General features: G+C 32.0%; 12 protein-coding genes. 9 read left to right on the top strand and 3 right to left on the bottom strand.

Going from position 1 to position 12800, the window contains the following annotated elements; all coding sequences use genetic code 11:
* On the bottom strand, positions 1 to 309 hold the full coding sequence (locus tag BN55_RS01655) for a hypothetical protein (protein ID WP_008469874.1): 309 nt from the start codon (positions 307 to 309) through the stop codon (positions 1 to 3).
* A 536-nt stretch (positions 310 to 845) separates the two neighbouring features.
* Here BN55_RS01655 and BN55_RS01650 point away from each other — a divergent pair.
* The 3 genes from BN55_RS01650 (at position 846) to BN55_RS01640 (ending at position 7470) form a co-directional block, all read left to right on the top strand.
* Positions 846 to 1472 carry a hypothetical protein gene (locus BN55_RS01650; RefSeq protein ID WP_008469872.1) on the top strand — a complete coding sequence of 209 codons (627 nt, stop codon included), beginning with the start codon at positions 846 to 848 and terminating at the stop codon, positions 1470 to 1472.
* 49 nt (positions 1473 to 1521) lie between these two features.
* Entirely contained in the window at positions 1522 to 6228 is a 4707-nt protein-coding gene (locus BN55_RS01645; RefSeq protein ID WP_008469870.1) for a type ISP restriction/modification enzyme, read from the top strand.
* A gap of 372 nt (positions 6229 to 6600) precedes the next feature.
* Positions 6601 to 7470 carry a Rossmann-fold NAD(P)-binding domain-containing protein gene (locus BN55_RS01640; protein ID WP_008469869.1) on the top strand — a complete coding sequence of 290 codons (870 nt, stop codon included), beginning with the start codon at positions 6601 to 6603 and terminating at the stop codon, positions 7468 to 7470.
* Between the two features lie 54 nt (positions 7471 to 7524).
* On the opposite strand, the gene BN55_RS01635 is transcribed toward BN55_RS01640, so the two are convergent.
* Positions 7525 to 8109, bottom strand: coding sequence for a DJ-1 family glyoxalase III (locus BN55_RS01635; protein ID WP_008469868.1), 585 nt, complete (start codon positions 8107 to 8109; stop codon positions 7525 to 7527).
* Between the two features lie 53 nt (positions 8110 to 8162).
* Positions 8163 to 8792, bottom strand: a complete 630-nt coding sequence (locus tag BN55_RS01630; protein ID WP_008469867.1) for an HAD hydrolase-like protein — start codon at positions 8790 to 8792, stop codon at positions 8163 to 8165.
* A gap of 175 nt (positions 8793 to 8967) precedes the next feature.
* Here BN55_RS01630 and BN55_RS01625 point away from each other — a divergent pair, with 175 nt between their 5' ends.
* From BN55_RS01625 to BN55_RS01600, 6 genes are all read left to right on the top strand, one after another.
* Positions 8968 to 9657 (top strand): histidine phosphatase family protein, encoded by a 690-nt coding sequence (locus tag BN55_RS01625; RefSeq protein WP_008469865.1) that lies wholly within the window; start codon positions 8968 to 8970, stop codon positions 9655 to 9657.
* Positions 9658 to 9735: 78 nt separating this feature from the next.
* The gene (locus BN55_RS01620) at positions 9736 to 10620 is read left to right on the top strand and encodes a cation diffusion facilitator family transporter (protein ID WP_008469863.1); all 885 of its coding nucleotides are present in this window, start codon (positions 9736 to 9738) and stop codon (positions 10618 to 10620) included.
* Positions 10621 to 10628: 8 nt separating this feature from the next.
* A complete protein-coding gene (locus tag BN55_RS10075) occupies positions 10629 to 10838 on the top strand; it encodes a hypothetical protein (RefSeq protein WP_008469861.1) in 210 nt (69 codons plus the stop codon).
* Positions 10839 to 10854: 16 nt separating this feature from the next.
* Positions 10855 to 11061: a hypothetical protein gene (locus BN55_RS01610; RefSeq protein WP_008469860.1), complete on the top strand. Its 207-nt coding sequence runs from the start codon at positions 10855 to 10857 to the stop codon at positions 11059 to 11061.
* Between the two features lie 12 nt (positions 11062 to 11073).
* Positions 11074 to 11757 (top strand): 2,3-bisphosphoglycerate-dependent phosphoglycerate mutase, encoded by a 684-nt coding sequence (locus BN55_RS01605; RefSeq protein ID WP_040469111.1) that lies wholly within the window; start codon positions 11074 to 11076, stop codon positions 11755 to 11757.
* 96 nt (positions 11758 to 11853) lie between these two features.
* Positions 11854 to 12789 carry an AAA family ATPase gene (locus tag BN55_RS01600; protein WP_008469858.1) on the top strand — a complete coding sequence of 312 codons (936 nt, stop codon included), beginning with the start codon at positions 11854 to 11856 and terminating at the stop codon, positions 12787 to 12789.
* The last annotated feature ends 11 nt before the right edge of the window (positions 12790 to 12800 follow it).

Genomic DNA, 12800 nt, shown 5'->3' with positions numbered 1-12800 from the left:
CTATCCTTTCAATTTTGAAGCTCTAAAATAAACATTATTTCGCACTTCGCATGCCTCTAATTTTTCAAACTTCACTGTGCTTAAATAAGCTGGAAGGATTGGTTTGTTTACAAACTTAACTTTAAATGGACCTGCCCCTTCCTGAGCGAACCATGCCTGATAACCACTGATTTCATCCGTTCTATGACCGTCAGACCACACATGTTGAACCTCGACTGATGTACTTAAAAGTACGATAGGTGCTTCGAGATTTAAATATGCTTCTGCTGTCTCCTTGGTATAACCAGCTTTTAAATTTCGTCTTTTCATAATATTTTGAAAAGCTCCTTTCTTTTTTATTATGACGAGCTAAGCTAATAACTTAACTCTGGAATTTATTCTAGAGTTTTATTACTTAAAAAAGTCGGTAAAAAGATGAAAATAATTTACAAGAATTTACCAACAAAATGAGCAGAATTTATGGTATTTTAGCAAATAATATTTTTGAAATGATATATGTTAAGATAAAAGATTTACAAGTTACTCCCCTTTGCTTTAAGTAACAATATTGAAGTAAATATCTATCTTATTTGGTGAGGGTATTTTGTAAAATTTAATCAAAATAAATTAATGGCACAATATTAGATATTTTTAGACTATTTTGAAAAAGTACTCAAAGGCTTTAATTCATAGGCTTTTTTGAGTACTTTTTTAATTATGCGAATCAAAAAAATTGCCTAAATTTTCTCAAGTTTGAGCTATCGCCTGCTTAAGTTTTATTTCTTTTATCATTGAAAATATGAATTCATAGATAAAAAGAAAGAGAGGCAAGAGCATGCTCATAGTTATAATTGCGGTCAAAATTAGTGAAAAAAATAGCTACAGAGGAGGGCTCTGTAACTAGATTAGAAAAAAAGTTATGGTCGTTGATTCAACAATTTAACATTGATGAAGTTCATTTGAGTGAAGATATGCTTAACGGTTGTATAAGATACAGTCGATTGACTAAGGACCCAACAGTAAATAAGTTATTATTGTTCCTTTGGTTGAAAAGAGATGGTAGTAAACGAAAAAAAGAAGTTGAAGAAATCAATGGTTATGATCTATTTAAAATAGTCTTTAAGTCGAATAACCAATTTTATTCATATTTTGAAAAATTTGTTTCTGAGACTTTGAAAAACTTAAAAAAGCCAAATGAGGAACAAGGTATCCATTTGGCAGATCTGTTAATTAATAGTTTCAATTCTCGCAATAAGAATTTAGAGAATTATGTAGCTACGATTTCTTATTTTATTTTGTTGAAGCATAATAATAGGAAAAAAAGTGATTGGAAAAATGAAGTCGAAAATTATTTAATTGGTTGTCTTAAAAAAGTTGATTTTGAAAATGAATTAAAACAATTACCTTTGAATACCTCTGTGACTAAAATTGAAGAAAAAGTAACGTTAATACTGCTTGATAATATTTTGAGAAATATTACTTCAATTAATTAGGGTTCGGTATAATGGGATTATTAAGAATCAATTTAACGAGGAGAAAATCATGGCCACATTTGAAGAGTTAATTGAACAGGTTAATGATAATTTAGATAAGCAACGTGATCGGGGAACAGCTTTTGAAAAAATGGTTGTTGCTTACCTAAAAAATGAGCCTACTTATAAACAAAAATATGAAGATGTTTGGATGCTTAATGAAGTGCCAGAAGAATATCATATTTCTAAAAAGGATACTGGAGTTGACATTGTAGCTAAGGATTATAATGGAAATTTAACTGCTGTTCAGGCCAAATTTTATAAGGGGAAGATTGGAAAATCTGAAATAGATTCATTTGTTGCCGAAACTGCAAAAGATGCTTATTCGGCAGGCATGGTAGTATCAACTATTGATGAATGGAATAAGAATGCACAGGCTACTTTAGAAAATACAACTAAACCTTTTACTCGTATTGGCTTAAATCAACTAAAGCATGCTAACTTTGATTGGGAAAAGTTTTCTTTTGCAAAAGAAAATAAAAATCTTTCTGTTAAGAAGCCAAAAAAATTAAGACCATATCAAGAAAAAGCGATTAACAATGCAGTTAATTACTTTGAAGATCGTGATCGAGGAAAATTAATAATGGCTCCCGGTACTGGTAAAACTTTTACTAGTCTTAAAATTGCTGAAGCAGAGATGCGTAAGCAAAAGAAAAAAGATTTTAAAGTTCTTTATTTAGTACCAAGTATTCAACTTCTATCTCAAACTTTATTCAATTGGAATGATGATGTTAGCGAAGATATTCATATGACATCATTATCCGTAGTATCTGATAGAAAAGCTAATAAGAAAAAAAGTACTAATGATGATGATTTAGGTGCAATTGATATTGGTTTTGAACCAACTACTAATGTAGAAGATTTAGTTAATCATTATAAATTAATTCAGGAACATAAACTTCCTAATAATATGACGGTTGTCTTTAGTACGTATCAGTCAATTGATGTTATTAAGGAGGCCCAAAAAAATGGTTTTCCAGAATTTGATTTAATTGTTGCAGATGAAGCTCATAGAACGGCTTCTTCTTATGCTGAAAAAGAGGGAGATAGTCCCTTTACTGAGATTCATTCTAATAATCATGTCAAAGGAAAATTAAGACTTTATCAAACTGCCACACCTAAGATTTATGACCAATCATCCAAGAAAAAAGCTAAAGAAAATAGTATTGTAGTTGCTTCTATGGATGATAAAGATATCTATGGCGAAGAAATTTTTAGATTAGGTTTTGGGGATGCAGTTGCACAAGGCTATCTAACTGATTATAAAGTTTCAGTTCTTGCTGTAGATGAATCTTATATTAATAAAGATATGCAGAGATTATTATCAGCAGATAATGACCTAAAAGTAGATGATATTGGAAAAATTATTGGTGTTTGGAATGCGATGGTTAAGCGTAATGGAGTAACAGGTGAAATTACTGGTGCACCATTGAAGAGAGCTATTGCATTTACTGACACAATTAAACATTCAAAAACTATTGCGAATGAATTTAATCAAGTGGTTAATGAATACTTAGATACTCAATCAACTGAAAGTTTTAAGGTAGATGTGCACCATGCTGATGGTAGTTTCAATGCCATGGAAAAAGAAACTGAAATTAGCTGGTTAGGTGATAAAAATATTGAGAATAACCAAGCTAGAATATTATCTAATGTCCGTTTCTTAACTGAAGGTATTGATGTACCTAATTTAGATGGGATTATTTTCTTTAGTCCTAAAAAGTCACAAGTAGATATTGTGCAAGCAGTAGGAAGAATTATGCGTAAAGCTGAAAATAAAGATTATGGTTATATTATTCTTCCAATAGTTGTAGCTAAAGGAGTAAATCCAAACACTGTTTTAGATAATAACAAGCAATATAAACAAGTGTGGCAGGTGCTAAATGCCTTGCGCTCGACAGATGAACGTTTTGATGCAGAAGTTAATACACTTGATTTGAATAAGAAGAAATCAGGAAGAATTAATTTTATTGGAATAGATTCAAGTCCAGATTCTCCGGTAACAGAAGATAATACGGAAGAAGAACAATCTGAACAACTTGAACTTCCGCTTGATTGGAAAGAAATGCAAAATGCATTTTATGGTAAGGTAGTTCAAAAAGTTGGAGATCGCCGTTATCTGGAAGATTGGTCAAAAGATGTGGCTGAAATTGCCCAAATGTATCAGAGAAGAATTAATGATTTGATTGAAAGTAATCAAGGAGCAAAAATTGCTTTCGATAAGTTCTTGAAGTCATTGAGATTCAATATTAATGATTCCGTTGATCAAGAACAAGCAGTTCAAATGTTGGCACAACATTTAATTACTGAACCAATCTTTGATGCTCTATTTGGTGAATACGATTTTGTACGTAACAATGCAATTTCAAAATCTATGAATGATATTGTATCTGCTTTTAATGTATTTGGTTTTAAGAAAGAGCAAGAATCACTTAAGCCATTTTATGAATCTGTTAAACTGCGAGCTAGTGGAATTGATAATATTCAAGGAAAGCAGAAATTTATTATTCAACTTTATAATAATTTCTTTAAAACAGCCTTTTCAAAAGTAACGGAATCAATGGGTATTGTCTTTACTCCAGTAGAGGTTGTTGATTTTATTGTTCATTCTGTAGATTGGGCGTTAAAGAAGTACTTTAACAAGTCTTTGGCTAGTGAAAATGTGCATATCTTAGATCCATTTACTGGAACAGGTACTTTCATAACTAGAACCTTGTATTACTTGAAACAACAAATGGATGAAGGCAAGATAACTTATGATGATATTTTAAGAAAGTATATGCATGAATTACATGCAAATGAGATCATCTTATTAAGTTACTATATTGCGGCCATTAATATAGAAGCAGTTTTTGATGAAATTAATGGGCCTGATGAAGGTTATAAACCTTTTGAAGGTATTGTTTTGACTGATACATTTGAAAGTACTGAACGAGAAGATACTTTAGATGATGATATGTTTGGTACAAATAATGAAAGATTAAATAAGCAACAAGAAGTTCCAATTACTGCTATTATTTCTAATCCACCTTATTCGGCAAAACAAAGTAATGAAGACAATAATATAAAGAGAATGGATTATCCAATTCTTGAAAAGTCATTAAAGAAAAAGTGGACTGATACATCTTCAGTTACAAATAAGAATGGGTTAAGTGATACCTATATTAAGGCTCTCCGCTGGTCGGCGGATAGACTAGAATCAAAGGGAATTATTGGTTTTATAACCAATTCATCTTACTTAGATGGAAATGCCATGGACGGAATGAGGAAAGCTCTTTATGAAGAATTTAATACAATTGTTATCATAGATTTAAAAGGACAAATAAGACGTAGAACTCGTGCGCAAGCAATCAAAGAAGGAGGAAATATCTTTGATATTATGACTGGAGTAGCCATTGTGTTGCTTATAAAGGATAATACAGATTTTGCACCGCATAAGTTATACTACAAAAATATTGGAGATGGATTATCTAAAAAAGATAAATTAGATAAATTGAAAGAATGGGAAAGTATAGAAACTTTATTTAATCGACAACATTTAAAAGTTATTGAACCAAATGAGAAGGGGGATTGGATAAATCAACGAAATAGTAATTTTGATTTGTTAACGTCACTTGGTAATAAAAAAGAAAATAATGCTTTATTCACGAATTATTCTGGCGGCTTAAAAACAGGGCGTGATGCATGGTCATGGGGATTTTCAAAGGATAATGTAGAGGAAAACGTTAAAAAATCAATAAATTATTATAATGATAATTTAGGTGATAGAACTACTTATGATATATCTTCACAGGAAATTTCTTGGACACGTACATTGAAGCAAAAATTCGAGAAATATCAAAAAATAAGTTTTGATAAAAAAAGAATATATAAAGGAATGTACAGACCATTTGTTAAAAAATGGGTATATTATCAAAAAGATATGGTAGACCGGCAGTATCAGTTGACCAAATTATTTCCTGATAGTACTTCTAAAAATTTATTAATAAGTCTTTCTAATAAGACTGAAGGTAAGCCTTTAACTTCTCTGGCACTTAATATATTGCCAGACGTAAATTTATTCTCTGGCGGTTCTCAAAATTTTCCAAAACATCTCTATGATAATATGGGTAGTTACTCAGGTGTGAATATCAAAATATTAAAAGAAAAATTTGCTGATCTTTCGGAAAGAGATGTATTAAATTATGTGTATGGATTATTACATTCTAAAGAATATGAAGAGAAATATTATGAAGATCTTGCCAAAAGTTTGCCTCATATTCCAAATGTAACTAATAAAGAGTCTTTTGTAAAAATTGGGGGGGAACTCATTAACCTTCATTTAAATTATGAAGAAGTACCAGCTTATGAGAAAGTTAACATTAAGTATCAAGGAATTCCTGACTATAAAGTTAAGAAAATGAAGTTTGCTAAAAAGAGAAGTTCTGAAGGTAAACTTGAAAAAGATAAATCTACTATAATTTTTAATGATTCAATTACAATTGAAAACATTCCTGAAAAAGCTTATCAATATATTGTGAATGGACGTTCAGCAATTGAATGGATTATGGATCAATATCAAGTTAAGACAGATAAAAAATCTGGTATTACAGATGATCCAAATGATTTTAGTGATGATCCAAAATATATTTTTAATTTATTGCTAAGTATTATTAATGTTTCAGTTCAAACTGTTGATTTGATTAATCAGTTACCAAAGTTAGAAATTGAAGAATAAAAAAAGTTTCATCCGATTAGATGAAACTTAGTAAGGTAATCGACCAAATGGTCATTATTGGTCAAAAATGGGAAAAAAGATATCCTTTTTAATGAATAATGTTACTAATTTATCCATACTTTATCGAAATTAAAGCTAATTTGTAAGGATAAAGGAGGATATTACTCCTTAATTATTGATTAATGTTCTAGTTTTATTAACCCCAAGTTCTCAAAGCGTTAATATTTATATTACGTTATATTTCAAAAAGCATCCCTATTGGGATGCTTTTTGTGTATAAGTCTGATAAGTTAAAACTACTTAAAATTTCTATCTGATTCTAAATGTTTTATAATACAATAGTAAGAAAAAGCAGGAGAGATAGGATAAGATATGAAATACTTGATAATGAATGCAGATGAGACTCTTGGAGAAAAAGTTGCACAATGGTTAATGCAAATGACAGAAGTTGGTAATATTAGAGTTGGAATATCTGATTCAGGTAAAAGAGATTTCTTTAAAAAGTTAAAAATTGATACGGTTCTTGTGGATTATGAAGCTAATGATTCAATAAAAAAAGCAATGGATCAGACTAATGTGATAGTTTATATCCCCAAACAAGAAGATTTATCTACAAGTATTGCACATTTCGAGCGTATTTTAGAAAATGTCCAGCAAATTCAAGCAACCTTAATATTTGTGAGTTTTTTTGCGGATCAAGAAGCAAATCCCTATCTTTTATCTCCTTTTTATGGGTATGCTTTGCGTAGGTTAGCGGGTTCTGACATAAAATATACTGTGATTAAGAACAGTTTATTTGCTGATCCTTTAATACCGGCTTTATCGCAAATAATTAAGGATAAAGAAATTAGTTATCCAGTTAAGGATCAATCAGTATCTTTTATTACTCAAAATGACAGCGCGCATGCTATTGCTGCTTGCTGCATGTTAAAAATGATGCATGGTCACGGAGAAAAATACGTCCTTACTATGGAGCAAAATTATAACATGGTTGAATTAGCATATTTAATGACACGTGCAACAGAAAAAAGTATTGGATATAATCCGCTATCGTCAGCCAAATTCATTGAAAAAAATCCTCACGATAAATTAGAAGCTTCTTTATATCAAGCCGCTAGATTAGGAGAATTAGACCAAGTTACTAATGATTTTAGAAAATTAACTGGCCGTGAACCCGAAGAATTAGAACATTTTTTGAGAAATGGTTATCAGATTTCAAAGCTACATGCATTAAATCTGTAAATAAAAGCCCCAAGTGTTAAGTTACAAAACACTTGGGGGTCTTTTTTATTTTATCTATAAACTTTCGTCAATATTTTTGGCAAGATAATCATAAAGCATGCCTTGCTTTAAAGCAGTAGTATCAACGCCTAAAGCTTCTGCGATCGCATAAGCATAAGCCCAAGCGGTTGCCGGACCACGACTAGTGATAACTTTGTGTTCATTATCAGTTACAGTAATATCAGTTTTAAAGTTTGCAGAAGGACAGTCTTCTAAAATTTCTTTTTCAAAACCTGGATAGCAAGTGAAATCAGTATCTTTTAAGACTTCATAGCGACCTAATGCGATTGGTGCTGCGCACATTGCTGCATCCCATTTACCTTGTTTGTGACGTTCAATCATCAATTGAGCAAGTTTTTTATTGTCGCGCAAATTAATGGCACCAGTTCTGCCTCCTGGAAAAGCTACAAGATCATAATCAAGTAAGCTATCATTAACCACTTTATCGCAGGACAAGATAATCTTGTGATCGCCATTAATTTTTAGCTTATCAAGTCCTACCATATCGCATCCAATGTTTAAACGTCTTAAAACATCAACAACACTTAAGCCTTCGACTTCTTCGCAGCCGTCAGCAAAAACTACAGCAACTTTTGTCATATTTAATCTACCTCGTGTTTCTGTAAATCTTTCCCTTTAATTTTAACGCAATTTTAGCCCATAAAGTAAAATGCGATATCTTCAAATTTTTTCACATGCAAATTAGGATGTGGAGTAATTGGTACTTTACGATTTGTACTTACCCAAAGCGAAGGAAGCTCAAGATCATTTGCGGCTTGAATTTCGTCGCCTAAGCTTGTGCCGATAAGCAAGGTCTCATTTTTGTCCAAATTATGTTGACTAATAATTTGAGTGATTATTTTTGACATAGATGTAAAATCATCTGTAGGATTTGCCACAAGTGGATAATTAATTTTTGCTTGCTCAAGTCTTTTACTAATTACTGCTTGTGGATATATGCTAGCAATGAAAATATTTACCTTATCTTTTAAATCATTTAGTGTGTTATCCACATTCTTCAGTAAGCGGTGTTGAGAAGTTAGGTAAGTGAAGTAATCAGCTTGAATGCTAAATAGTTTATCTTCGGGAAAAAGAGCCGTAAGCATCAACTGAATTTCTTGTTTGCGATCAATATCTACATAACGATCATAAAGACTTGAAAATAAATTGATATTCAGAATTTGTTTTTTTGCTTTAGCTAACTTATTTAAAGAATTCTTTTGCGAAGTCTTTTCTTTAAAAAATAATCCTTCTGGAACGATGATGATATTTTGATAATTCATAAATTTACCTCTAAGCATATTTTCTCATAGTTTGAAGAATATTGTGTTTGAACTTTTGTGAAACACAAAATATAGGGGCTAAATTTAAAAGCCTTGCATTCATCGCATAATCTGGTATTATTGAAATAATAAATAAATGTATCGCGTGAAACAATAATAGAAAGGAAAGATGAGAATGCCAACTGAAGTTTATCTAGTCAGACACGGAGAAACAATGTTTAACCAACTTAACAAAGTTCAGGGCTGGTCGGATTCACCCTTAACAGTCAAAGGGATTAACGATTTAAAGGTCACTGCTCGTAACTTATCGCAAGTCCACTTTGATAGAATGTACAGCTCAGACTTAAAAAGAGCTATTGATACTGTCCATTTAATGAAGGATGCGAATGAAGTTTCTGAATTAGGCAAAATTAAGAAACTGCCTGCATTTAGAGAAGTCTTTTTTGGCTCTTTTGAAGGTGACGATATCGATGAAACGTGGAAAAAAGTTGCCGTTGCTGGTGGTCTTAAGCCGGAAACAGATATCGATAAAATAATCAATCAATTAGGGATTGCTAAATTTAGAGAAGCTACCAAAAAAGCCGATCCGCGTCATCTAGCTGAAAATAGTGAAGAACTTGATGAAAGAATGGATCAGGCTATTGATCAGTTAACTCAAGAAGCTCAAGGTTTGGGCCGAGTATTAATTGTTTCTCATGGAGATTTTATCAAAACTTTGGCTATTAAATATTGGAATCAAGCTAATGGTTCCCACGTTGTTCCTTTCCCAGAAAATGGAAGCGTGACTCGTGGAATTCTTCACGATAATGGTAAATTTGAAATTGTGGATTACAATATTAAAAATAATGAATTAATTAATTTTTAGATATCTTCGTTTCCCAAAACGGGGATATTTTTCTTTTATGCTATGTTAAAATTCTATTGGTAAGGAGTAGATAAATCCATGGTAGATAAAACTTCGATTAATTTTATTATTGTTACTCTGTTAAATTTTGTAATTACTATTGCCGAAATTTTAGGTGGAATCTTTTCGGGTTCTTTGGCATTACTTTCAGATGCACTTCATAATTTAGGTGATACCGGAGCAATTGTTTTATCTTTTGTCGCGCATTTAATTAGTAAGAAAGACAAAAACAAACATAAAACTTTTGGATATGAGCGTGCGGAAACCTTGGCAGCCTTTACCAATGGCATAATTTTAATTGTGATTTGCGTATTTTTGTTTATCGAAGCTTGTATGCGCTTTGCTAAGCCAGAGCCAATTAAAGGAAATTTGATGTTAATCGTAGCCTTGATTGGTTTAGCTGCTAATTTAATTTCAATGATTATGATGCATCGTGATTCAAAACATAATCTGAACGTTAAATCTACTTTTATCCATATGCTATCAGATGCTTTATCAAGTATCGTGGTTGTAGTAGGTGCGCTGATTATTCGCGCTTTTAATTGCGATTGGCTGGACCCTGTTTTAACAATTTTAGTTTCAGTATTTATTTTATATGAGGCAATTCAAGTTACTTTAAAAGCAGCTAATGTTTTAATGGAGTCTAACCCAAGTATTAATTTAGAAAAAGTAAAACAATTAATGCTCGATTTGCCAGAAATTGAAAATGTTCACCATGTTCATTTATGGAAGTATTCAGATAGCATGACGATGCTGGATGCGCATATTAATGTGCCAACTTCATTAAAAGTTAGTGATTTAGAAAAAATCTATACTCAAGTTCAAGAAAAACTTGAACCTTTGGGTATCAATCACATTACTTTGCAGGCAGAATGTAAACGTGGTATAAAAGAAAAAATGATTGTCGTAGGAAAAACTGATTAGGTAAAGCTATGAAGATAACTATTTGGTCGATATTAATTGTAATTATTGTAGGAATCTGGGATTTTTATTTAGCCTATCAAAGATGGCCAAAAGCAAATTCTAATTCGAAACCAAGAGCAAAAAACGCTCCAAAAACAGATAAAACTACAGCTAAAATGTTTTTAACATTAGGTATAATTTTTACAATTGGTGGTATAATTTTGCTCTTTTGGCACTAAGTAAACGAGGAAAGCTATGAAAATAAGTATTTGGGCAGCAATAATTTTGATTATTGTAGGATTGTATGATTTGGCGATTGTATTTAACCGTCGCGATCAATTAAACAAAAGAATTATCGGCAAATCTCTTGCTTTAAAGAAAAGAAGAAATGCTTTACTTGCGTACTTAATTGTGGGAATTATTTTAACCATTTCTGGTATTATTTTATTGTTTGTACATTAGGTGGTAAGAAAAGTGGTAAAGCTGGTATTAGTTAGACATGGCGAAAGTATTGCGAATCGAGATAATGTTTACACAGGTTGGAATGATGTTGCATTAAGTGCTAAGGGGATCCAACAGGCTAAATCTGCCGGATTAAAAGTAGCTCAAATTTCAAATTTTGCTCCAACGCATATTCATACGTCTGTTTTATCACGTGCAATCATTACAGCTAATATAATTGCCGATATTTGCGATTTTCTATATTTGCCGATTACTAAGACATGGCGCTTAAATGAACGTCACTATGGGGCATTAAGGGGAATTAACAAGGATGTTTCTCGTAAGGTGTTTGGTAAAGAGCAAGTTTTAAAATGGCGCAGAGGTTTTGATAGCGTACCGCCGCTATTAGCTCAACCAGTTCAGGATCGCAGATATCAAAATTGTGATATGCACTTGATGCCACAAGGTGAAAGTTTGCATCAAACGCAAAGACGCTTAATGCCATATTACATTGATCATATTGCACCTGAGCTGCTTGCTGGTCGTGATCAATTAATTGTCGCTCATGGTTCGAGTTTGCGTGCTTTAATTAAGAAAATTGAAGATATTAGTGATACTGATATCGTTAAGCTGGAAGTGCCAAATGCTCAACCGATTGTTTATACATTTGATGAAAATCTGAATATTGTCAAAAAAGAGATTTTGAAGAATGATTAACCATTCTTCTTTATTAATTCGTTCTTGGCGTGATTTTATGGTAGAATTTTTTACGAGTATATTTGATTGATCTTAAATCATAGTTTGGAGAAAAGTATGCGTAAAATATTCTTACTTAGAGGTGCTCCCGGTTCAGGCAAGTCCTCATTTATTGCGCGCCATCATTTGCAGCCTTACGCAATTTCTCGTGATCAAATTCGTTTATTGTTAGCTGATTTAACTGTATATTACGAGAAGGGCACTGATACTTTACACCAAGTCATTCCACGTCATGTCACTGTTCGAACCCAGCAAATGGTGGATAACTTGGTTGAGCATAAGATGGCCAATGGTGAAACTGTCATTGTTGATGGGACTCACGTTAGTCCTGAGCAGATTGAACATTTTAAGCCTTGGGTTGATAAGTATCGCTACGAGTTATTTGTAGTTGATTTAATGCAAAATAATACTTTAGCTAGTTTGTTAAGAAGAAATCAAACTAGAATGCATTATGACTGGGTTAAACCTGAAGTTGTTAAAATGATGTATGAGGAATATGAAAAGCACCCTGAAGTTCCAGAATGGGCTTATAAGATTTTACCAACTGGAATGGAGCGAGCATTAAGTCAAAAAGAGAAAAATCTAGATCATTTTTCTCACGTAATTTGTGTTCCTGATAAAGTGAAGCCAGAAGATTTTCCACATGTGCATATATCTAATTTTTATTTTTCATTCAATGATGAATTTAATAAAAGATTTGGGACATATCACAATGTGATTTCTTTAGGGAAAACCCCTGAAGAAGTGGTTGAAGGTTTTAAGCTTCCATATTTTGTTTTTAAATTTCACCACAAGCATTTCTTGATTTCTGCATACCCAATTAGAAATGAAATGCTGGATCCAATTAGAAAAGTTAAAGGTGTCTGGTCTTATTCAACTGGATTGTATAATTTGGCAGATTTTGTAAAGGACTTCCCAGAAAATCAGGTGCAGCATGTGCATCAATTCAATTTAAGTAAAATAGACTCAACACGTTTATTACATATTTGGTAAAGGGTTGCAGC

Origin of the sequence: Lactobacillus hominis DSM 23910 = CRBIP 24.179, assembly GCF_000296835.1 — a bacterium.
Taxonomy (GTDB): Bacteria; Bacillota; Bacilli; order Lactobacillales; family Lactobacillaceae; genus Lactobacillus; species Lactobacillus hominis.
The sequence above is the reverse complement of the archived record's forward strand: the minus strand, read 5'-3'. Positions and strand labels throughout refer to the sequence as shown.